The organism is Brevibacillus centrosporus (assembly GCF_003710815.1).
Lineage (GTDB): Bacteria > Bacillota > Bacilli > Brevibacillales > Brevibacillaceae > Brevibacillus > Brevibacillus centrosporus.
Genome location: NZ_RHHP01000025.1, coordinates 1 through 23,188, shown reverse-complemented (window position 1 = coordinate 23,188; position 23,188 = coordinate 1). Strand labels below are relative to the sequence as shown.

General features: G+C 54.2%; 17 protein-coding genes. 13 read left to right on the top strand and 4 right to left on the bottom strand.

What is annotated here, in order from left to right; translation table 11 throughout:
* The first annotated feature begins 20 nt into the window (after positions 1-20).
* Positions 21-941 carry a COX15/CtaA family protein gene (locus EDM55_RS19290; protein WP_092273627.1) on the top strand — a complete coding sequence of 307 codons (921 nt, stop codon included), beginning with the start codon at positions 21-23 and terminating at the stop codon, positions 939-941.
* 65 nt (positions 942-1,006) lie between these two features.
* Here EDM55_RS19290 and EDM55_RS31080 read toward each other — a convergent pair whose 3' ends face one another.
* Both EDM55_RS31080 and EDM55_RS31075 read right to left on the bottom strand, forming a co-directional pair.
* The gene (locus EDM55_RS31080) at positions 1,007-1,420 is read right to left on the bottom strand and encodes an MBL fold metallo-hydrolase (protein ID WP_246070890.1); all 414 of its coding nucleotides are present in this window, start codon (positions 1,418-1,420) and stop codon (positions 1,007-1,009) included.
* 49 nt (positions 1,421-1,469) lie between these two features.
* A complete protein-coding gene (locus tag EDM55_RS31075; protein ID WP_246070891.1) occupies positions 1,470-1,829 on the bottom strand; it encodes an MBL fold metallo-hydrolase in 360 nt (119 codons plus the stop codon).
* Between the two features lie 277 nt (positions 1,830-2,106).
* Here EDM55_RS31075 and EDM55_RS19275 point away from each other — a divergent pair, with 277 nt between their 5' ends.
* The 7 genes from EDM55_RS19275 to pyrH all read left to right on the top strand — a co-directional run bounded on the left by EDM55_RS19275 (position 2,107) and on the right by pyrH (position 17,363).
* Entirely contained in the window at positions 2,107-3,348 is a 1,242-nt protein-coding gene (locus EDM55_RS19275; protein WP_092273619.1) for an exonuclease SbcCD subunit D, read from the top strand.
* Complete coding sequence (locus EDM55_RS19270) at positions 3,345-6,998, top strand: AAA family ATPase (protein WP_122961118.1); 3,654 nt, start codon at positions 3,345-3,347, stop codon at positions 6,996-6,998. The genes EDM55_RS19275 and EDM55_RS19270 overlap by 4 nt, the downstream gene beginning before the upstream one ends.
* Positions 6,999-7,013: 15 nt before the next feature.
* On the top strand, positions 7,014-10,484 hold the full coding sequence (gene addB, locus EDM55_RS19265; RefSeq protein WP_122961117.1) for a helicase-exonuclease AddAB subunit AddB: 3,471 nt from the start codon (positions 7,014-7,016) through the stop codon (positions 10,482-10,484).
* The gene (gene addA, locus EDM55_RS19260; protein ID WP_122961116.1) at positions 10,481-14,323 is read left to right on the top strand and encodes a helicase-exonuclease AddAB subunit AddA; all 3,843 of its coding nucleotides are present in this window, start codon (positions 10,481-10,483) and stop codon (positions 14,321-14,323) included. Before addB ends, addA begins: the two co-directional genes overlap by 4 nt.
* 93 nt (positions 14,324-14,416) lie before the next feature.
* Positions 14,417-15,835 (top strand): branched-chain amino acid transporter BcaP, encoded by a 1,419-nt coding sequence (bcaP, locus tag EDM55_RS19255; RefSeq protein WP_122961115.1) that lies wholly within the window; start codon positions 14,417-14,419, stop codon positions 15,833-15,835.
* 108 nt (positions 15,836-15,943) lie between these two features.
* The gene (locus EDM55_RS19250) at positions 15,944-16,462 is read left to right on the top strand and encodes a ribonuclease FAU-1 family protein (protein ID WP_122961114.1); all 519 of its coding nucleotides are present in this window, start codon (positions 15,944-15,946) and stop codon (positions 16,460-16,462) included.
* A gap of 166 nt (positions 16,463-16,628) precedes the next feature.
* On the top strand, positions 16,629-17,363 hold the full coding sequence (pyrH, locus tag EDM55_RS19245) for a UMP kinase (protein ID WP_122923694.1): 735 nt from the start codon (positions 16,629-16,631) through the stop codon (positions 17,361-17,363).
* 51 nt (positions 17,364-17,414) lie between these two features.
* Here the strand turns inward: pyrH and EDM55_RS31070 are convergent, their stop codons facing one another.
* Entirely contained in the window at positions 17,415-17,540 is a 126-nt protein-coding gene (locus EDM55_RS31070; RefSeq protein ID WP_259676098.1) for a hypothetical protein, read from the bottom strand.
* 295 nt (positions 17,541-17,835) lie between these two features.
* Here EDM55_RS31070 and EDM55_RS19235 point away from each other — a divergent pair, with 295 nt between their 5' ends.
* From EDM55_RS19235 to purU, 5 genes are all read left to right on the top strand, one after another.
* Positions 17,836-19,035, top strand: a complete 1,200-nt coding sequence (locus EDM55_RS19235; RefSeq protein WP_122961113.1) for an HlyD family secretion protein — start codon at positions 17,836-17,838, stop codon at positions 19,033-19,035.
* Positions 19,035-19,802 (top strand): ABC transporter ATP-binding protein, encoded by a 768-nt coding sequence (locus EDM55_RS19230; protein ID WP_092273592.1) that lies wholly within the window; start codon positions 19,035-19,037, stop codon positions 19,800-19,802. The genes EDM55_RS19235 and EDM55_RS19230 overlap by 1 nt, the downstream gene beginning before the upstream one ends.
* Complete coding sequence (locus EDM55_RS19225; protein ID WP_092273589.1) at positions 19,799-20,938, top strand: ABC transporter permease; 1,140 nt, start codon at positions 19,799-19,801, stop codon at positions 20,936-20,938. Before EDM55_RS19230 ends, EDM55_RS19225 begins: the two co-directional genes overlap by 4 nt.
* A gap of 18 nt (positions 20,939-20,956) precedes the next feature.
* Positions 20,957-21,634, top strand: coding sequence for a TetR/AcrR family transcriptional regulator (locus tag EDM55_RS19220; RefSeq protein WP_122961112.1), 678 nt, complete (start codon positions 20,957-20,959; stop codon positions 21,632-21,634).
* Positions 21,635-21,764: 130 nt separating this feature from the next.
* Positions 21,765-22,661 carry a formyltetrahydrofolate deformylase gene (gene purU / locus EDM55_RS19215; protein ID WP_092273584.1) on the top strand — a complete coding sequence of 299 codons (897 nt, stop codon included), beginning with the start codon at positions 21,765-21,767 and terminating at the stop codon, positions 22,659-22,661.
* 129 nt (positions 22,662-22,790) lie between these two features.
* Here the strand turns inward: purU and EDM55_RS19210 are convergent.
* Positions 22,791-23,188: LysR substrate-binding domain-containing protein (locus tag EDM55_RS19210; protein WP_259676097.1), on the bottom strand; the 398-nt coding region annotated here is incomplete at its 5' end.

Here is a 23,188-nt window from a genome sequence, read left to right as displayed (position 1 = left end):
GGAAACAGGGTGTATTCACTATGGAAAAATGGCTGAAGCCTCTCGCCGTTCTTGCTACTCTCGTCATGTTTATCGTCATGGTAGCCGGGTCGCTTGTAACCAAGACGGATTCCGGTCTGGGATGCGGAAATGACTGGCCACTTTGCAACGGCAAATGGGTCCCGGAGTATACGTTAGCTTCGATCATTGAATATACGCATCGCCTGATTACGGGTATTGCCGGCATCATCGTGCTGCTTTTCTCGGTCATGTGCTGGCGCTTTTATCGGGGCAATCAAGAGGTTCGCAATCTAGCCCTGTTCGGTATATTTTTTATTGTACTGGAGTCCATTCTCGGTGCTTCTGCCGTGATTTGGCCGCAGTCCTCAGCAGTTCTTGCACTCCATTTTGGTTTCTCTTTGCTGGCGTTTACCGGCGTGTTTCTGCTGACAGGCTTCGTCTTGCAGCGGGATCGGATGGAGGGCATGGTACAAGCCGAGGCTCCGAAAGGATTTCGCAATTGGATCTGGGGCGTAACGATTTACGCGTACGGGGTTGTCTATCTCGGCGCTTATGTACGGCATACGGGCTCCAGTATGGCATGTAGCGACTGGCCGTTGTGCCAGGGCAAGCTGATTCCAGAGCTGTCGGGACAGACGGGTATCCACTTTGCGCACAGGCTGGGAGCGATGCTGCTCTTGATCCTGATGCTGATCAACCTGATCTACGCAGTAAAGCACTTTAAAGAAACGCGCCGTGATTTGTACGGAGCTAGCGTTATCGCTTTCGTGCTTGTCGTCCTCCAGGTGTTCAGCGGTGGTTTCGTTGTCTTGTTCCAGCTGCATCTGTACGCGACGCTTCTGCACTCGATGATCATTACGATTTTGTTCGGCGTCATCTGCTACATGTGTCTGCAGTCGCTGAAATCACCGCGCTTGAAGATACCAAGAAAGAAACAGTAGGGAAAATAGAAGTCACGAAAGAAGCCGCTTGCCTCGTTAACAGGTAAGCGGCTTTGTATTTTCGTTCAGCGATTGTCTGTGTACTCAAGGCGGATGATGCGAACATTTTCCTGATGAGACTCCTGTGTGGTAGGAGAGAAGAAGGCGTGTTCTTTTTCCAGGGTGGAAAGCGTGGCTTCGTCATTTGCGATGACAGCCTGCGTCAATCTTTCCAAATGATCCGCTGACAGATGAACGCGGCGCTTCATCTCAGCCACGTCATCTGTTGCTTGCCCGTGACCGGGAATGAGAAGAGAAATGCGATGCTCGCCGATGATCCGCGAGGCGAGCTCTATTGTCCTTTTATAAGCTTTGGCACTGTCGTAAATAAACGGCAGCTCAAAATCGGAAAGATAGTCGCCAGCTACGAAGACACCGATCGAATCGATAACGGTGAATAGACCATCTGCAGAATGACCGGGTGCCAGGTAGAAGTGCAAGGTCGTGGAACCGAGCGTGACCTGCTGGTATTCCTCCGTGATGACGATGTCATGTGGGAAATTCGATCGGATAGTCGCGCTTCAAATAATAGGTCGCATCAAATTCGTGAATCAGCCGCAGCTTGTAATCCTTTTTGGGATGGTGCTGCAAACCGTAGCTGCCAATCGTTTTGGCATCAGGAAAAGCGCGGTAGCCAATGATGTGGTCGAAGTCTCCGTGAGTAAACAGCAGGTATAGCTCTTTGTCACCGCGAATCGATTGCACGAAGCTTTGTATTTCTTGGATTTCACCGGGGAGCCAGGTTGGGTCGATGACGATTATCCCCTCATCCAACGAGATGACGGTTGTTGTTGTCTGGAACAGGGCGCTTTGAAAAACAGTGACACGATCATTGGTGTATTGAATCATGGGAAAAGGAGCTCCTTTCCGGGATCAAAAAGATAAAGGCGATTGCTCTGGGGGTGTGGATGACGGAAAAATTCCATCACAAGGCGGAAGTTCTCTGCATTTGCGACAGGTTGTGCTTGAATGGGTTTCGCGGTCTTTGGGTCTGGTTCCTGCTTGGTTTTCCATGGGCTCGTTTCCCAAGTTACTTCGAAGTGGAGTAAATTTCAACCGCGCACCTCGCTGTCTTTTGTTACAATAAAAAAAGCAAACACATGATCGTGACGAGAGGATGAAGGGCATGCGCATTTTACATACAGCGGACTGGCATTTCGGGCGTCAGCTGGAAGGCAGGGACCGCCGGATCGAGCAAGCTGCATTTGTGGACGAGCTGTGCCAGATTGCGGATGACAAAAGCGTGGATCTGGTGCTGATCGCGGGAGATGTGTACGATTCCGTAAACCCTCCTGCCTGGGCGGAAGAGCTGTTTTACGAAGCGCTGGAACGTTTGTCTGCGGAAGGCACTAGGGGAGTGGTCGTCATCGCGGGCAATCACGATCAGCCTGAGCGAGTGAGAGCGGCTGCGCCATTGGCTACGAAGCACGGGATTGTCCTGCTGGGTCTGCCAAAGGAATCGCCGCTGACACCTGAGGAGACCGTAGAGGGGCGCGTGCGGATCGTCGATGGCGGTCCGTCTTGGCTGGAGCTTGCGGTGCCGGGATGCGAGCATCACGCAGTCGTGCTGGCTTTGCCATACCCATCGGAGTCCCGCTTGAAGGAGCTTTTGTCCGAGAGCTTCTCCCAAGAGCAGATGCAGCTCGCTTTTTCCGAGCGGATCGGGCAGCTACTTACGGAGCTTTCCCGCCATTTTCGTGACGATACGGTTAACCTGGTCACGAGCCATCTATTTGTCATGGGCGGACTGGAGACGGATTCGGAGCGACCTATTCAAATTGGGGGAGCGATGACCGTATCGCCGATGGCTTTCCCTGAGAAAGCAGATTACGTGGCGCTGGGACATTTGCACAGGCTGCAGAAGCTGCGGGAAAAACCACTCGTGCGTTACAGCGGGTCTCCTTTATCCTACAGCTTTTCTGAGGCAGGACAGAGCAAAGCTGTCGTCTTGGTCGAGGTAGTACCGGGCAGTGAGGTGCAGGAGGAAATTATTTATTTGACGAGCGGTCGTCCATTGGCACGCTGGAAAGCGACTGAAGGAATCTCTCAGGTAGAGCAGTGGCTCGCGGAGGGCAGAGATGCGGGGGCGTGGATCGATCTGGAGCTGCATGTATCTGACGTGATTGACCCGGCAGAATTTCAGCGTCTGCGCAAATTAAGCGATGATTTCCTCAAAATTCAGCGGGTCGTTGTGAGGGAAGACCGCCAGGATGAAGAGACTGAGAGGGTGGAGCTGGCTGAGCTGACGCCGGAGCAGCTTTTCCGCCGCTTTTATGAAAGAAAACGGGGAGCACAGCCAGATGAGCGTCTGGTGGCGATGTTTGAGCGGCTGCTTGCGGAAACCGGTGGAGAGGAGGAAGCGCAGTGAGGCCAATACGATTAAAGCTTTCTGGAATGCACAGCTATCGGGAATTGCAGGAGGTAGATTTCGAAATCCTGTGCCAGGCCGGACTGTTCGGGATATTCGGTCCGACGGGAAGCGGAAAGTCTACGATTCTGGACGCGATTACGCTCGCTTTATACGGACAGGTCGTGCGTCTGGGGGGAGGAAACCACCCCAAGGAAGTTCTCAATCAGCTGGAGCAGCGCGTCTTTGTCTCCTTTACCTTTGAGCTGGGAAAGGGTGAGGACCGCAAGCAGTACACGGTAGAGCGGGAATTTGGGCTGGACAAAAAGGGAAACAAGCGCCAACCGGAAGTGCGCTTGATCCAATCGGGAGCACTGACAGGTGAACCGGATGTCGTCCTCGAGTCCAAAGCGACAGCGGCTACAGCAGCGGTTGAGGAGCTGATCGGGCTGACACTGCAAGACTTTACGCGTGCGGTCGTCTTGCCGCAGGGGCAGTTTTCCCGCTTTTTGACGCTGAAAGGCAGCGAGCGCAACGAGATGCTCCAAAGGATGTTCCGCCTGCATATTTACGGTGAAAAACTGAGCGATCGCGTTCGTCATGCGCTGGAGCAGGCAAAGGAGCAGCTGCACCGTTTGCAGCTCGAGGTCGCAGCTCTGGGCGACGCAGGATATGACGCGCTGGAGGCAGCCAGACAGACATGGACGGATGCAGCAGAAAAAGAACAGGAATTCCATTCGCAAAAGCGGGAGATGGCCGAAAAGCTCAAGTCGCTGGAGCAGATTTACCGATGGCAGCAGGAGCTGGATACTGTACGCAAGCAGCTGGAGCAGTACACCGCGAGGCAGCCTGAAATCGACACGAAGAAAACGCAAATTCGCGGGTGGGAGTCCAGTATTCGGGTATGGCCGCATGTGCAGCAGTGGGAAAGGCTGGATCAGGAGTGGCTCGCGACAGGACAAGCAGTCGAGCGAAGCCGCGAGGAGCAGGACAGCGTCCGCGTACTGGCGGAAGCAGCTGAGCTGGAGTACCAGAAGGCACAGGCATCTCTTTTGGCTCAGGAGCCTGACTTGACGCTGCAAAAGAGCAGACTAGCCCAAGCGGAAGAATGGGAGGCAGAGCTCGCGGCGATCCGGGCAGAATGGACAGGTCTGGAGCGGGAACGAGGCGAGATGATCGCTGCGCTAAACCAGACGGAGGAGCAGCTGGCTCGGGACGAGGAAGCGCTCCAAAATTGGGAGCAGGAGTGGAAGCGGCTGGACGAGCAGATGAAAGAGGCTGTAGTTACTCCAGAATGGCGCGATCAGGTGACAGCGGCGAGAGAAGCCAGACAGCAGTGGGAGCGAGAGACTTCCAAGCGCCAGGAGCTTCTGGACGAGGCGACTGCCGCCGAACGACAGCTTCAGGAAGCGATGCAAAAAGCACAGCACCATCGCACGGCATGGGAAGCAAGTGCACAAAAGCTCGAGCAGGCCAAGATGCGATGGAATTCGCCGGATTCCCAGCCGACGATGACTGATGGCGAATGGGAGCAGGCAAGAAGTATCCTGAACGAAATGAAGCAGGCTGGACGGCAGTGGCGTGAGCTAGTCCAGCAAAAAACAGACTGGAAGGATAAATGGGAGCGAATAAAGGCAGAGCAGCAGCTCGCTAAAGCCCGTTGGAGCGCCCTGCAAGCCGAGAGTGAGGCAAAAGAGGGGCAGGTGCTAAGGCAGCAGGAGAGCTTCCAGCGTCTGCGCGACTCGTTGGAGAGCTGGCAGCAGGAGAACATGGCTCGTTATTTGCGCGAGCGTCTGGCGGACGGCGATGAATGTCCGGTATGCGGATCCACACACCACAAGAGCGGGGAAACAGACCATACGGGGCAGGAAGATGCACGCTCGGAAGGCGATGAGCTGCGTGCTCGCGTGAAAGCAGCGGAAGAGGCGTGGCGCGAAGCAGAACGCTTGGCTCGGGCGGCCAAGGAAGCACTGCTTACAGCCCATGTAGAGCAGAAAGCGTTTGAAGAGCGGCTTACCACTTTGAAAAGCGAGTGGGATACGTTGGCTGCACGCGAGGAAGCACTGCAAAAAGAGTGCCGTGAAAACGGGGAAGCCTGGGCTGCGGTGGACTCTTTTGAAGATTTGCTGCGTGTGTACCAGTACGAGGAAAAAGAGCTTCTGGCAAAGCAGGCTGAGCGGGAACGATTGAAAGAAGAGCGGGAAAAGCTTGCCCTAGAGATCGAGGTACTGCGTGAGGAAGAGGCAGGACAAAAAGGCCTGCTTGCAAGAAGCGCGGTGATTGTAGAGCAACTGGAAAAATCGATCGCAGACGGAAAAAGCCGTCTGCAGGTCGCGGAAGAAAAGGTAAGGTATGCGGCGGAAGAGCTGGATGCCAAACGCAAAGACCTGCTGATCGAGGAAATCGAGCGCCACTTCGAGGAAATCGGCAGACGTGACCGGAAAATGGCAAGCCTGCAGAGTGTTCGCGCCGAAAAAGAGCAGCTGCGAGTGACGCTTGCAGCACAGTGCGATTCGGCGAAAGCGCGCCGCAGTGAATGCAAGGCGCGGGAGGCGGCAGCGGCAGAAAAGCTTGCCGACCGCAAAAAGCTGTGGGAGCAAAAGCATGTGCAGTGGCTGGAGCGAACTGGAGGACAGCCTGCACGCGAGCGTCTGCAAATGGTCGAAGAGACGCTCACAAAGCTGCGTCAGGCAGTTGCCACGGCAGAAGAGAAACGGAAAGAGACTGCTGCCGTTCGAGAAAATGTCCAAAACAATTTGTTGAAGCATACAGAGGCATATGCAGTCCTGACTCGACAAAGATCTGAAGCATACGAAGCGATGCAGCAGGCTCTCCGGGAAAACAGCATGGAATCCGCCGAGCAGGTGCGAAAGCTGTATGCGCAGCGCGATCAGCTGCAGGAGGCTGTTTCCGCAGTGGAAGCCTTTGAGCGGGCACGTGATCAGCAGCGCTATGACGAGGAGCGGCTCGTACAGTCTTTGGCTGGCCGCTCGGTATCCAGTGAGGAGTTTTTGCTCGCCAAACAGGAGTGGGAGGCATGGGAGCAGACCTTCCTCGAGGTTCAGAAGCAGGTTGCCGTAGCGAGGGAACAGGTAGACCGAATGGAGAGCAATCACGAAAAATGGTTGCTGCTGCAGGTACAGCTGGGAGAGCAGCAGGATGAGCAGAGCCGTCTGGAAGAGCTGAAAAAGCTGTTTGAAGCAAAAGCGTTTGTCCAGTTTATCGCTGAGGAGAAGCTGGCTTCGATCGCTCGGGATGCTTCTTATCACCTGAAGCGGATGACCGCCAATCGCTACGCGCTGGAAATCGGGGATGAAGGCGAGTTTGTGCTCCGAGATGAAGCAGCAGGAGGAATGCGCCGCCCTGTAAGCACGTTGTCAGGCGGAGAAACATTCCTGACCTCCCTATCACTGGCGCTGGCTCTCTCGATGGAAATTCAAATGCGGGGTGGACGTCTGGAGTTCTTCTTTCTGGACGAGGGCTTCGGGACTCTCGACCCTGAACTGCTGGAAGTAGTGATGGATGCATTGGAGCGTCTGCGCATGGACGACTTTACGATAGGGGTAATCAGTCACGTCCCGGAAATTCGCGTCCGGATGCCGCGTAGGCTGGTCGTCACTCCAGCGGAACCGATGGGAGCGGGAAGCAAGATTCATCTGGAAATGGAATAGCGAGGAGAGAGTGAAATGGCCGTTCAATTTGTGCTGGGGCGGGCAGGGACCGGGAAAACAACAGCGATTCACCAGCAGATCCGCGAGCATCTCTCAGCTAATCCGCTGGGAACGCCGATGATTTTGCTCGTTCCTGAGCAAGCCAGCTTTCAAGAAGAATACGCTTTGGCGACATTGCCCGGCTTAAATGGGGTTATGGGTACACAGGTACTCAGCTTTGGCAGGCTGGGGCATCGCTTGCTGCAGGAGCTGGGTGATTTGACGCTGGTTCCTGTAGACGATCTCGGCAAGCACATGGTATTGCGCATGCTGCTGGAGCGGTACAAGGATGAACTGCAAATGTTCGCCCGTTCTGCTTTGCAGCCAGGCTTTGCCTCGCAGCTCGGCCGTCTGATCAGCGAGTTTAAATCGTATGGCGTGACACTTGCCCACTCGGAGAATTTGGAGTGGGGCAGTGCAAATTTAAATCAAAAGCTCCATGATCTTCGGCTGATCATGGCAGCATACGAGGACTATTTGGCAGAGGGGTATTGCGATGCCGACGATATCCTGAATCGTGTAGCCACCATGATTCCCGAATCTGCCTACATCAAGAGCGCGGAGATTTACATCGACGGATTTACGGGCTTCACGAACCAGGAGCTGCGCGTGATCGAACAGCTGATGCGCCATGCAAAAAAGGTAACGATCGCTCTCACCCTGGAGCCTTCCGAACGCCATTCCTCCGTGGATGAGCTGGGATTGTTTCATCCGACCTTGCGAACCTACCAAGCGCTTGAGCTGATCGCGCGGGAAGCAGGCGTTCAGATTGAGCAGCCGCTGCTGCAGAACGATTTGATTCGCTTTAAAAATAGCCCTTGGCTGCAGCATATCGAGCAGGTTTATTTTCAATGGGGAGATCCTGGAGCTGCTCCCGAGCCCAAGCGTGATAACGAGGTGGCGCTCTTGTCTGCCGCCAACAGGCGTTCTGAGGTGGAGGCTGTTGCGCTGCACATCTTGAAGCTTGCCCGGGAGGATGGGTACCGCTGGAAGGACATGGCCATTCTTTTGCGGGAGATCGGGACGTATGCGGATGAGATCAGCACGATCTTTACCGATTACGGCATTCCGCACTTTCTGGACCAAAAGAGAGGGGTGCTGCATCATCCTTTGGTGGAGCTTGTTCGTTCCGCACTCGAGGTCATCGTGACCAAATGGCGTTACGATGCAGTCTTCCGCTGTCTGAAGACTGATTTGTTTGCGCTGGATATTCTGGATGACAACGCGACACGAAAAGAAGTCGATCAATTGGAAAACTACGTGCTGGCACACGGGGTCTACGGCTCGCAGTGGGCGGACGATTCCGACTGGCACTTCCGCGGGGCAGCAGGGGCTCAGGAGGACGCAGCAGCAGATGCTTTGCGACGCAAGTACAGTGCCCCTTTGCTTGCTTTTGAAAAGGAAATGAAGCAGGCGACGGGGATCAACGTACGGGCTATGACGACGGCCTTGTACAATCTGCTAGTTTCGCTCGATGTCCCTGGCAAGCTGGAGCGCTGGCAGAGAAATGCGGAAGAATCAGGAGATCTGGATACGGCACAGGTGCATGGTCAGCTGTGGACTGGCCTCATTGAGCTAATGGATCAGATCGTGGAGGTTATGGGCGAGGAAGTCATGGACGTCACGACGTACGCACGCGTGCTGGACACGGGGCTGGAGACAATCGAGCTTGGCTTGGTGCCACCTGCACTGGACCAGGTGCTGATAGGCTCGATGGAGCGCTCGAGACAGCCGGACGTCAAAGCGTTGTTTGTACTCGGGGTCAATGAGGGTGTCATACCGCTGCGACCAAAAGAAGAAGGCATTCTCGATGAAGCCGAGCGGGAAAGGCTGGCCGAGATGGGGATCGAGCTGGCTCCCAGTGCCAAGCAGCGCTTGATGGCAGAGCCTTATTTGCTCTATCAGGCGATGACGCGGCCTTCTGAGCGTCTGATGCTCAGCTGTGCGTTGGCAGATCATGAAGGAGCGGCTCTCCTGCCTTCCTCGGTCTTTTCACGGGTAAAGGAAGTGCTGCCAGCGGTCTCGCACCAATTTTTCCATAACGAGCCGACAGGAGAAGCAAAGACAGATGCCTTTTTGCTTGGAAGCCCGCGACGTGTGTTTCACCATCTATTGAGGCTTTTGCGCGGCATGAAAAAGACTGGAGAGCTGCCGGTATTCTGGTGGGAGGTCTACGATTGGTTTTTGCGCTCTTCCCGCGATGAGGCGAGAGAAAAATGGCTGCTGTCCGGTTTGCGTTACTCGAACCTGCCTGCCGAGCTGAAACAGGAGACAAGCTTTGGCTTGTACGGTACTGAGCTGAAAATGAGCGTTTCACGTCTGGAGCGTTTCCAAGCCTGTCCTTTCTCGCATTTTTCCTCGCACGGCTTGCGGCTGTCCGAGCGTATGCTGTACAAGCTGGAGCGCTTCGATGTAGGGGAGCTTTTCCACGCCTCAATGAAACGGGCGGTGGAGAAGATGAACGAGGACAGTCTGGAATGGGGCAAGCTGACGGAATCAAACAGCATGCAGCTGGCGAGCGACGTCGTCGAAGAGCTGGTTCCCGCTACTCGCAGCAGTATTTTGACGCGGACGGCGCGCTATCGCTACCTGTCAGGAAAATTAAAGCGAGCGGTAGGCAGGGCGATCTACGTCCTTGGCGAGCATGCCAAGCGCAGCCGATTTGCTCCCGTTGGGCTGGAGGTTGCTTTCGGACCGAATGGGGACCTGCCTGGTCTGAGACTCAAGCTGGAGAACGGCGTAGACCTGCAATTGATTGGACGAATAGACCGGGTAGATCAATCGTTGGATGGGGACGTGCCGTATTTGCGGGTCATCGACTACAAATCCAGTCCCAAGCAGCTTCAGCTCTCGGATGTTTGGAACGGCCTCAACCTGCAGCTGTTGGTCTACCTTGATGTCGTGGTAGCGAATGCAGAGGAATGGCTGGGAAAACAGGCAGAAATGGGAGGGGTCTTCTACTATCAGGTAGCAGATCCGTTCGTGACAGCGAAACGGCTCCTGTCTTCCGATGAAGCGGCACGGGAGCGAGCCAAGCGCCTCCGCATGAAGGGCTTGATGCTGGCTGATCCCGAGCTGGCACGAATGATGGACGCTCATGTAGAGCAAGGGCCATCAGAGCTTTTGCCTTTTGAGATAAAAAAGGATGGGACGCTCTCTTCCCGCTCTTCCGTTGCGACAGCAGAACAATTTCAGTCGCTGACGACCTATGTGCGTGACACTGTGAAGGAAATCAGTACACGAATGACCAATGGGGCGATTCACATCGACCCATACTCCAACGGGACGATGACAGCTTGTGACTATTGCGCATACAAGCCAGTCTGTCAGTTCGATGGTGAAACGGGCGGCAACTCTCATCGTCAATTGACGAAATGGAACAACAAGCAGGTGTGGAGCATGCTTGAACAACAACAGCTGTCAGGAGAGGAGGGGATGAGCCTATGACGACACAACAGCCGGCACAGGCAAAGCCGGAGCAATGGACAGATGAGCAGTGGCAGGCGATCATCAAACGTGGGAACAACGTGCTTGTCGCCGCGGCTGCAGGCTCCGGGAAAACTTCCGTACTAGTGGAACGGATCATCCGCCGCATCATGGATGAGACAGAGCCGATTGGCGTCGACCAGCTGCTTGTCGTGACGTTTACGAACGCAGCTGCCGCTGAGATGCGTCATCGGATCGGCGACGCCTTGCGCAAGGCACTGAAGGAAGATCCTCATTCCGCTCATTTGCGTCGTCAGCTGGCTTTGCTTCAACGTGCGACGATCACCACCTTACATTCTTTTTGCTTGGGGATTTTGCGGCAGTATTACTATTTGATCGATCTCGATCCGGATTTTCGCATTGCGGATCAGATGGAAGGGGAGCTTCTGCGGCAGGATGTCCTCGAAGAGCAGCTGGAGAGCTGGTACGAGGACGACGCCGACTTCCACGCACTGGCAGATGTCATGCTGGATGGGCAGGATGATCAGATTCTAGCAAATCTTCTTCTGCGTCTGTACGAGTTTTCGCGCAGTCATCCGGAGCCAGCGCAGTGGCTGCAGTCTGCGGCTGACATGTTCGCGGAGGCAGGACGGAAGGGAATTGACGGGCTGATGTGGGCGCGGAGTGTCTTGCGTTCGCTGGAGCTCGAGCTTGCAGGGCTAGCCGGCAAGCTGCAGCGTGCGGCTGCGCTCGCATCCTCGCCAGAAGGTCCTGCCGCTTACTTGCCGTTACTGGAGGCAGAAGCAGAGGCGCTCAAGCGCGCGCACGAAGCGTGCCGAGCTGGCTGGGAAGCAGCGCGGCAGGCAGTCAGCCTCGTCACCTTTGCCAAATTGCCGCCAGTGAAGGCCGCTGATTCGAGCAAAGAAGTCAAAGAACAGGTGCAAGATCTGCGCAATAGTGTGAAGAAGTCTTTGGGCGATTTGGAGGAGCAGTACTTCTCCATGACAGCCGATCAGTATATAGCGGATTTGCATGCCATCGCACCCCATATGAATACGCTTGCCCGCCTGGTGACGGCATTTGCTGATGCATTCCAGCTGGAGAAGCGTTCACGGTCTATTGTGGACTTTGGCGATCTCGAGCATCTGGCCTTGCGCGTGCTCACGGAGAAGCAGGAGGACGGCACTATCGCACCGTCGCAGGTCTCCTTGCAGCTGCGCGAGCAATTTGCCGAGGTCCTCGTTGACGAATATCAGGATATTAACCTGGTGCAGGAGACCTTGCTGCAGATGGTATCCCGCGATGTGGAGACCAATGGTACAGCCAACCGTTTTATGGTAGGAGACGTGAAGCAGAGTATTTACCGATTCCGGCTGGCAGAGCCAAAGCTTTTCTTGGAAAAATATCTGACCTATCAAAAGGACGGCGAATCTTCCGAGCTGGCTGGTGATGAAGAGCCCATCGGTTTGCGAATCGACCTGGCTGCCAACTTCCGAAGCAGACGAGAAGTGGTGGATACCGTCAATTTCCTGTTCCGCCAGATCATGTCGCCGGGAGTCGGGGAGATTGATTACGATCTGTCCGCAGAGCTGATCAATCGGGCGAGCTATCCAGATGTGGAGGAAGGGCGGCTGCAGGCAGAAGTTCTTCTCATCGACAGGAAAAGCGATCAGACAGAACCAGAGGCTGCATCTATATCAGAGGGAAGCGAGGAGTCTGAAGGAGCCAGCATCCCGGATAACGCCATAGAAAATGCAGAAGAGGCGAGTGTAGCCCAGCTGGAAGCACGCCTGATCGCAAAACGGATACGGAGTTGGATGGAGCCTGGAGAGGGTGAGGCGCCGCTGCTCGTTTTTGATAAGAAGGCAGGGGGGCTTCGGCCGCTTGCGTACCGGGATATTGTGATTCTCCTGCGTGCCACCTCCGGCTGGGGAGAAACGATGCAGGAGGAGCTGCGTGAGGCGGGAATTCCCGTCTACGCCGAACAGACCGCGGGTTATTTTGCTGCAACAGAGGTCGAAACGATGCTCTCTTTGCTGCGAGTGATCGACAATCCCCTTCAGGATATTCCGTTGGCGGCGGTCCTTCGATCTCCCATCGTTGGCTTAAAAGAGGAAAATCTCGCGCAGATTCGGATTCGCTATACGACGGGTTCCTTCTACCAGGCTGTCGTCCAGTACGCAGATGAACAAGCGGCAGATGAGGGCTGGGAAAAAAGGCTGCGTTACTTCTTTACGCGACTGAAGCATTGGCGGACGCAGGCGCGGCGCGGTGCACTATCAGAGCTTCTGTCTGTCCTGTATCGGGAGACAGGCTATCTGGATTACGTGGCTGCCCTGGAAAATGGCCAGCAGCGTGCGGCCAACCTGCGTGCCTTGTACGATCGTGCCCGTCAGTACGAAGCAGGCTCCTACAGAGGACTGTTCCGTTTCCTGCGCTTTGTCGATCGGATGCAGGAAGCGGGCAATGATCTGGGAGAAGCGCGGACGATCGGAGAAAATGAAGATGTCGTGCGCATCATGACGATCCATAAAAGTAAAGGGCTGGAGTTCCCTGTCGTATTCGTTGCTGGGATGGGCAAGCAGTTCAATACGATGGATCTCAAAAGCCAGTTTTTGCTGCACAAGGATCTGGGCTTTGGACCGATGGCTTTCGAGCCACAGCTGCAGCTGCGATATCCGAGTCTTGCAGCGCTAGGGATTCGTCAGCAGCTTCGACGCGATATGCTCGCGGAAGAAATGCGCGTTCTTTACGTGGCGTTGACCCGTGCCCGTGAAAAGCTGATCTTGCTAGGCTCTTCCAAGGATCTGGTGAAAAGTATAACGGAATGGGGAAGACAAGGGGACGAAGAGCGGCTTAGCGACGAGGATCTGATACAGGCAAAAGGCTACCTAGATTGGGTCGGCAGAGCTCTTTTGCGCCATCCAGCAGCTGACTCGCTTCGTTCTTATCCAGAAGATCGGGGAACGGGAGAGAGGATTCAGGTACGATCGATCCCGGACGAATCGGAATGGTCCTTTCACTTTTATTTGGCTGATGACTTAAGAGAGCAAGCACAGACAGCAGAAGACGCGGCTGCTCTATGGGAGCGTATGAGCCGACGAGAAGAGATTCCTGATCGTCCGGTTGACGCCGCCAAGCGAGAGCTGATCGAGCGCAGACTGAGCTGGAGCGATCCTCATCCGGTAGCTTCCCGTGTCGCAGCGAAGTGGAGTGTCAGTGAGCTGAAGCGACACGCACGAACAGGAAAGAGTGGTACTCCGATCGTCCTGCCATCGATCACGGAAAAGCCGAAGTTTTTGTCGGAACAAAAGTCGCATCGATTGAGTGGCGCTGAAAAAGGAACGATCACGCACTTGCTCATGCAGCATCTTGATCTGAGACGTCCACTCGATGAGGCAGATATCAGGGAGCAGCTGGCTGATCTGGCTGCAAGGCGTTTCTTGACCGAGGAACAGCTGGGAGCGGTGGATGTGGGCCAGATTGCACGCTTCTTTGCCGATCCGCTGGGACAGATGATGAAGCAGGCAAAAGTAGTCTATCGCGAGTTGCCGTTCACGATGACGATCCCGGCCAATGAAGTGGAGCCCGAGCTGGGAGAGCACACGCAGGAGCAGGTGATTGTCCAAGGCGTTATCGACTGCTTGCTGGAGGACCATGATGGTCGATTGATCCTCATCGACTTCAAGACAGACTGGATCGCCAAAGAACCGTCCCCTGCCGTTATCGAGGAGCTCACGAAAAGGTACGAGGGCCAGCTCAAGCTCTATGTCAGAGCGATTCGACAAATCACAAGGACAGAGCAGGAAATCGACAGCTATTTGTACCTGCTCGCCGGTGGTTTTGCGATTCGCGTGTAAGGATGCATAAATTCCCCTGATTCGGCTCAAACTTCAACTGTTTTTCTTCTTGGAAAAATAGGCAAGCGCGGCCATTATTGGGGGTACTCTACGATGTCATTGAGTCAGCAATTATTGCGGAAAAAAAAGGCCGAGACGCTGCTGGAACAGTCAGTGAGCAAAGAAGGCGCCTTGAAAAAATCGCTCAGCGCCTTTGATTTGACGATGCTGGGGATTGGAGCGATTGTCGGGACGGGCATTTTTGTTTTGACCGGTGTGGCTGCGGCCGAGCATGCAGGACCTGCTCTGGTGCTCTCTTTTGTCCTCTCTGCCCTCGCTTGTGTCTTTGCGGCCTTGTGCTATGCAGAGTTCGCCTCTACTGTACCTGTATCCGGCAGTGCGTACACATATAGCTACACGGCTTTTGGAGAGCTGGTAGCCTGGATGATTGGCTGGGACCTGATTTTGGAGTATGGCGTGGCGGCAGCGGCGGTAGCCAGCGGATGGTCCGGGTATGCACAAGGGCTTTTGACTGGTTTTGGCATTCATTTGCCGACCTCGATTACCAGCGCGTTTGATGCCTCCAAAGGAACCGTCATCGACTTGCCGGCGGTGGTCATCATTTTTGTCATAGCCATGCTGCTGATGAAAGGAACGCGGGAATCCGCCCGATTTAACTCCCTCATGGTCATCATCAAGGTGGTCGTCATCCTGCTGTTTCTGGCTGTCGGGATTGGCTATGTCAAACCTGAGAACTGGAGTCCGTTTATGCCGTTTGGCTTTTCCGGGGTAGCAACAGGAGCGGCTACCGTGTTTTTTGCCTTTATTGGTTTTGATGCTGTATCGACTGCGGCAGAAGAAGTCCGCAATCCCCAGCGAGATATGCCGATCGGGATTATTGCATCGCTATTGATTTGCACGGTTCTCTACATCGCGGTTTCCCTGACGCTGACAGGAATCGTCCCCTACGAGATGCTGAACGTCAAAAATCCGGTGGCATTTGCCCTGTCTTACGTTCAGCAGGATTGGGTGGCAGGCTTTATTTCGCTGGGAGCAATCGTCGGGATCACTACGGTGCTGCTCGTGATGATGTACGGACAAGCACGGCTGTTCTTTGCGATGAGCCGGGATGGCCTCTTGCCAGAGGTGTTCTCACAAGTGCATGAACAGACACAGGTTCCCCGCAAAAGCACCTTGATTGTCGGCATACTGGTCGCGATTTTCAGCGGCCTGCTCCCGCTAAATAAGCTGGCAGAGCTGACGAATATCGGGACGCTATTCGCCTTTATTCTCGTGTCCATCGGGGTGGTTGTCCTGCGCAATACCAATCCGGATTTGCGGCGCTCTTTCCGTGTCCCGCTCGTCCCCGTGGTTCCGATTTTGGCCGTGATATTTTGCGGGTATTTGGTTTATAGCTTGCCGCTGATAACGAAGCTCGGATTTATCGGCTGGCTTGTCGTTGGCTTTTTCGTTTATTTTCTTTACGGACGCAGACACAGTCATTTGCATAAGGAAGCCACCAAAAATCGATGAAGATGTAAGGAAGGCATGTGTCTACAGGAGCATGCCTTCTTCGTATCTGCCAAAAAGATCCATTTCGTGGTAGAGTGAAGAGAAGGAAAATGATGAGGAGAACGGGCCATGAAGCGAAAACGAGCAGATCGTCCAGGCTGGAGACGAGTCAGACGTCTAGGTTACCAGGAGAAATGGGTAGAAGCGCTATCCTTTACCGGCTATGCCGTTCGCTTGACACTGGAGGAGGTCACTGATCCTGCCTATATGTGGGTAGGAGCAAAACGTCTATGTGTCGGGGATAGAGGCTATGTGTACCTGCAGTATTTTCCTCATGGAAAGGCGTATGCTGTGACCAAGATGCTGGACGAATTGGGAAACGTGGTGCAGTGGTACATAGATATTTGCAAGGCACATGGCAAGGATCAGAATGGTCATTTGTGGTACGACGATCTTTATTTGGATATTGTAGTATTACCGGATGGCAGCGTGCACTTGCTCGATCAGGACGAACTGGATGAGGCGATGGAAAAAGGAATCATCAGCAAGTCGGAGCATCGCTTTGCTTGCGAGACAGCAGATGAGCTGTTGCAGAAAATTTTGGCTGGCGATCGGGATGCTTTTGACTTTCCGAATTTCTTTGCTTAAAATGATGAAGAGTTTGGGGATTCTTAAAAAAGGGAGGGGCAGGTTATGACAATGATCACATGGATTAGCCAGCCCGATACCTTTTGCTGAAAGAACGAGAGCGACATTTGCTTTCGTTCTTTTTTTCGTATAGCAAGAATGGACCATCACAGGAGGGGGGAGCAGCATGCGTTACAAGCGAGTCTTGGTGAAATTGAGCGGAGGGGCTGTAGCGGGCGACAACGGCTTTGGCTTTGATCCTGAGCAGCTGGAGAACATTGCAGGGGAGATTTTGGCTCTTCTGGACATGGGAGTAGAGGTCGCCATCGTCATCGGAGGGGGCAACATTTTCCGTGGGAATATGGCGGATCAGTGGGGAATCGAGCGCGTTGAAGCAGATAACATCGGTACGCTCGCGACAGTCATCAATAGTTTGATGCTCCGCGGTGTGCTCAAGGCGAGAGTGAACCGGGAAGTCCGTGTCATGACGGCCGTTCCGATCAATGCCGTAGCCGAGCCGTACATTCGTCTGCGCGCAGTACACCATCTGGAAAAGGGCTACGTGGTGATCTTTGCGGGGGGCAATGGTCAGCCGTACGTGACCACAGATTATCCAGCTGTCCAGCGAGCGCTGGAGGTCGAAGCAGATGCTATCTTAGTCGCCAAGCATGGCGTGGACGGTGTTTTTACGGCAGATCCGCGAAAGGATGCAGAAGCGAAGCAGTACCAGGCCCTTTCCTGTGACGAGGTTATTCGCAAGGACTTGAAGGTCATGGATCAGTCAGCCATGATTTTGGCACGCGATCACGGTTTGCCTTTGCATGTGTTCAATTTCGATCAGCCTGGTGCGATGGCAAGAATTTGCCAGGGAGAGCAGATTGGGACGTATATCGCGCGGGACGTGGAGGCTGTTTTGAAATAGGGGTTACGGAAAAGGCGAGGAGCTCTCTCATGGCGAGAGAGCTCTTCCTGTTTAGGACACATTTTCCTCGGTGGTCAGCGAACGCCGGTCGTAGGCAACCAGTATCACCGCTGCACCGAGGATCGCGCAAAGTGTATACATCGTGGAATAAGAGGTGAGATCTGCCACGGGGCCCATGACGATACCTCCAGGCGATATTCCCTTGGATTTACAGCGAGCAGCTCTCCAGCAAGAAGCATCCACAAGGGGAAATGATACGGGGCTGAGCTGACGAGATCTGTCACTGAATAAAATGGTTTACGAAAACGCGATGGGAAGCATATAATCAAAATAAAAAAGTGAGTAATCACTCGCATCGAGTTGACCTAACCATTATTCAATGAGACCAGTTGTCCAATCCAAAAGGAGACCGGTCTATTTTCACTCGCGCTAAATGAGTGACTACTCACTATTGAAGAGCAGAGGTGATCGTATGAGACGGATTCATCCTTACCTGCTAACGGCAGGGCTGGTATTCACACTTGCACTTTCAGGATGTACAGGATTTTCTCAGGAAAAGGCTGCTCTATCCGGCACGATCGAAGCGGATGAATGGCCAATCGTAGCGGAAGTAGGCGGGCTGGTAACAGAAGTAAAGGTAGAGGAGGGAACACGTGTCAAAGCAGGACAGGAGCTGGCCGTGATCGATGAGCGAAGCTACCAGATCAGTGTCTCCGAGGCGAAGGCAGCGCTCGAACAAGCAACGGCACGTCTGGAGGAAGCGAAAGCGGGCAGCCGGGATTCGTCGATTCAAAAAGGAGTGGCAGCTGTTCAACAGGCGGATGCGAACATCAGGACTGCGCAGGCGCGCCAAAAACAGGCAGAAGCAGGGATACGCAGAGCAAAGGAGCAGCAGGCACAGGCACAGTCGCAGCTGGCAGGCGCCAAGCACACGCTTTCCTACCAACAGAATCGGCTAGCGGAGACCAGGGCGCTCTTCAAGCAGGGGGCGGTTTCCCAAAAGGACTTGGAGGCCCAGCAGGAGGCCGTCAGTCAGGCGCAGACACAGGTAGACCAGTTCGAGGCACAGGTCGCAGCAGCACAGGCGCAATATGCGTCCGCACAAGGTGAAGCTGCAGCCGCCAACGCGCAGACGGGAACAGCACAAGCACAGCAGGCGGGGGCTGTAGCGGATTTGGATCTGCTCAAAGAGGGCAGTACGGATTACACCATACGTGCGCTGTTGGCCGCCCAGCAGCAGGCGCAGGCCAAGCTGGACCAGGCGGCTCTTCTGCTGGAAAAGACACGGATTACCGCTCCTGCAGATGGGATACTGCTGCGCTCCTCGATTGTGCAAGGCGAGGTTGCCAAAACGGATGCAAACCTGTTCACGCTGATGAAAGCCGACCAGCTCAAGCTCAAGGTATACATCCCGGAAGCGCAGCTCAACCTCGTGCAGCAAGGACAAAACGTGGGGATTGGGGTCGATGCCTATCCCGGTGAGACCTTTGCGGGGAAGGTCACGCTGATTTCCGAGAAGGCTGAGTTTACCCCCAAAAATGTGCAAACCCCTGATGAGCGTACAAAGCTCGTCTTTGCCGTCACGATTCAGATCACGGAAGGGCTGGACAAATTGAAGCCAGGCATGCCTGCCGATGTGATCTTGTCGGGAGCGTCGGAGGAGGGAAAATGATGAATGCCGCTATTTCCTGCAACGAGCTGACGAAGCGCTTTGGTGATCGCGTCGCTGTGAACAGTCTGACGTTGAGTGTGCCAAAAGGTTCCATCTACGGCTTCCTAGGTCCAAACGGCTCAGGCAAGTCGACGACGATTCGCATGCTGTGCGGGCTTTTGGTGCCTACCTCTGGAAGCGGCACGGTGCTTGGATTGGATGTCATGACGCAGAGTGAGGAGATCAAGCAGCGGATCGGCTACATGTCACAGAAGTTCAGCCTCTATGAGGATTTGACTGTCGAGGAAAATCTCGATTTTTACGCAGGTGTCTATCAGTTGAATGCAGCAGAGCGCAAGCAGCGCAAGGCAGAGCTCATCGAGATGGCCGGACTGACTGGCCGGGAAAAGCAGATCGCAGGCTCCTTGTCTGGGGGCTGGAAGCAAAGGCTGGCTCTCTCCTGCGCCCTCCTGCACAGGCCCGAGCTATTGATTCTGGATGAGCCGACTGCGGGGGTTGATCCCGTATCCCGGCGAATCTTTTGGGACGTGATCCACGAGCTGGCTCGGCAAGGCATTACCGTGCTGGTCACCACGCACTACATGGACGAGGCGCAGACGTGTGACTGGATCGGCTTTATCTTTTTCGGCAACCTGCTGGCCCAAGGTACCCCACAGGAGCTGATTGAGAGGATGGATGCAAACAACCTGGAGGACGTCTTTATCGATTTGGTCAAGCAGGAGGAAGCCCGGCTTGCACAGGCTCGCGCAGGGGAGGGAGGGCGATGAAGCGCTTTGTCTTTGGACGCTACTGGTCGGTGGTGAAAAAGGAAGTCATCCAGATCAAGCGGGACCGCCCGAGCCTAGGGATCGCTTTGGTGATGCCGCTCATGATGCTGTTTTTGTTTGGCTATGCTGTCAATACGGACGTAAACGATATCAAGATGGTGGTGTGGGATCAAAGCGCGACAGCCTACAGCCGCGAGCTGATCGATCAGTTCACGAATACACGCGTGTTTGAAGTATCTGCCCATGCGAGTGGCTACCGAGCGATCGAGTCGATGCTCGACGACGGCAGTGCCAGTGTCGCCCTGGTGATTCCTCCTGACTATGCACGTAAACGGGATCGAAACGAACCAGCCAACATCCAGATGCTCATCGATGGCTCCGATCCAAACATCGCTCGTACGGCTACCTCCAATGCCCAGCTGATCGTGCAAAATCGCTCGGTTACTATGCAGGAGTCACGTATGCAAAAGCAGGGCATGAGCGAGCTGGAGCCGCCGCTGACACTGGATTCACGGGTCTTGTTCAATCCGAATATGGAGAGCATCGTCTTTAACATCCCCGGACTGATTGGCCTCATCATGCAGAACGTGACGATGATCCTGACCGCCTTTTCCCTCGTGCGTGAAAAGGAACGCGGGACGATGGAGCAGCTGATCGTCACCCCGATCCGCCCGCTCGAGCTGATGCTTGGGAAAATTACGCCCTACGTCGGGATTGGTCTCTTTTCGTTTTGCCTCGTGCTTTTGGTAGGGACGTACTGGTTTGGCGTACCGGTCAAAGGTAGCATCTCGCTTTTGGTCAGCCTTTCGATTTTGTTCCTTCTCACGACGCTGACACTCGGGATTTTTATTTCGACGATTGCCAAAACGCAGCTGCAAGCGATGCAGATCGCCTTTGCCTTCATCCTGCCGAGCGTGCTGTTATCAGGCTTCATGTTCCCGCGCGAATCCATGCCGCTCGTGATACAATGGTTGGGTGGTCTTGTCCCGTTGACCTATTTTTTAGAGATTTTGCGGGGAATCTTTTTAAAAGCGGTGGATTTGACGGCGCTTTGGAAGGACGCGCTGGGGATGGGGATCTTTTTTCTCCTGATCTTGACGGTGTCCATGCTTCGTTTCCGCAAAAAGATTGAATAGAGGAGCGTATGGAAAAAGATGAACAAGCCATCCTTGGAAGAGGGCCTGTTGCAATTCGTAGAGGAATTAAAAGATGAGAGCGAGATGACGGAAAAGCAGAGAAGCATTCTGCGCGCGTCGATCAAGCTGTTTGCCGAAAAAGGATTCCATGCCAGCTCTACGGCGGAAATCGCGAAGGAAGCCGGAGTAGCAGAGGGCACGATCTTTCGGCATTACAAATCCAAGAAGGATATTTTACTTGCAGTCGTGGCCCCCGTGCTGGTCAAATTCGCAGGGCCGTTTATTTTAAAGGACGTGCGGGAAATCTTTCGCGAGCAGGCGAAGAAGCCATTTGCGCAAATCGCCCAGGAGCTGTACAGCAACCGTCTGGATTTGATCGTGAGCAACGAAAGAACGATTCGCATCTTGCTGCAGGAAGCTTTTTTTCACGACGAGATCCGGGAAGCGTTGATCGCGACTGTTTTTTCGGAAATAAAAGACACGGTGCAAAAGCTGATTGAAGCCAAAATCATAGCAAAGGAACTGCGCCCACTGCCATCTGAAGTCGTTTTTCGTGCGCTGTTGTCCTCGATGCTTGGGTTGATCCTGTTTCGCCAAGTGCTGGACAAAGACGATTTCCAGAAGCATAGCGACGAGGAGCAGATTGATTTCACTGTCGATATTTTGATGAACGGAATCGGTTATCGGGAACCATAGTTTTGCCGTGAATAAAAATTTTATTGATAAGTGAATCATGATGGACCCATTTTGGCTATGGAAAAGCTGGCGGGGAATGGTATAATTGCAAACAACTTTTTGCTGTTCATCATGGAGGAGAGAGTATATCATGCAACGTTTATCAGAGAGAGAATGGCAGGCGTATACGGAGAAATACAAGAATCGTGCACGCATGCTCATATCATGCCCGGACAGACCCGGAATCGTAGCGGCGATTTCCCATTTCCTGTTCCAGCAGGGGGCAAACATCGTACAGTCAGACCAATACACAACCGATCCGGAATCCGGCCGCTTTTTCATGCGGATTGAATTTGAGCTGAGCAACCTGGAAGAGCGCTGCGAGGTGATCAAGGCTGCATTTAGTCCGATTGCAAAAAACTTCGAGATGGAATTTTCCTTGGTGCAGGCAAGCAAGCGCAAAAAGGTAGCGATCTTTGTATCCAAGGAAGATCACTGCTTGCTTGAGCTTTTGTGGCGCTGGAATTCGGGCGAGCTGTACGCAGACATCTCGGTCGTGATCAGCAATCACCCGGACATGAGAGAAACCGTAGAGTCCTTTGGTATCCCTTACCACTGTATCCCTGTTACCAAAGAGAACAAGCCGGAAGCAGAAATAGCCCAAATCGCCGCAGCCGAAGGGGCAGACCTCATCGTGCTGGCTCGCTACATGCAGATCCTCTCGCCGCGTTTTTTGGAAGACTACGCGATGCGCATCATCAACATTCACCACTCGTTCCTGCCTGCCTTTGTGGGGGCAAAGCCTTATGAGCAGGCTTATCGCCGCGGTGTAAAGCTGATCGGAGCCACAGCTCATTACGTAACCGAAGAGCTGGATGCAGGTCCGATCATCGAGCAGGACGTACAGCGAGTCACTCATCAGGAAGATGTGGAAACCCTCAAACAGCTGGGACGTCAGGTGGAGCGCACCGTGCTCGCTCGTGCAGTGGGCTGGCATCTGGAAGACCGCGTGCTGGTTTATGGCAACAAGACGATTGTGTTTCCGTAAAGAATCATGCTGGCAAAAACAAAGGCCCATCCGTTTCGGATTGGGCTCTTTTTCTTTTTGGCCGCCGGCTTTACGACTCAGAGCTTTGAAAGAGGTTGGTAGCTTCTCACCGCTTATAAACCGGTTGCTTTATAGCGGATAGAGGCGGGGCGGTGAAAAGTCCAGTACTGTCTCCACAAAACGAGCGACAACCGGGCGCTGCCTGCTCGCATCCATGCGCAGGCACAAATAGAGAGGGCGCTTGATATCGATCCCGGGAACGGTGACCTGTCCCACTTCGCCGCGGCTAATCAGCTCACGGACAGCGAGCTCGGGGGCGAGCATGGTACCGTAGCCAGCGCGAACGGATTGGATCGATTCAAACAGACCGTGGTATTGCAGACCGATTTGCGGTGGCTGGACTTGATGCTCGCGGCAGAGCGAAAACAGCTTTTCTCGAGTGGAGCTGCCCGGCTCACGCAGCAAAAAAGGCTCTTGAACGAGCTCCTCCAGTGAAATCTCTCGACCGGCAAATGGGTGGGTGGGAG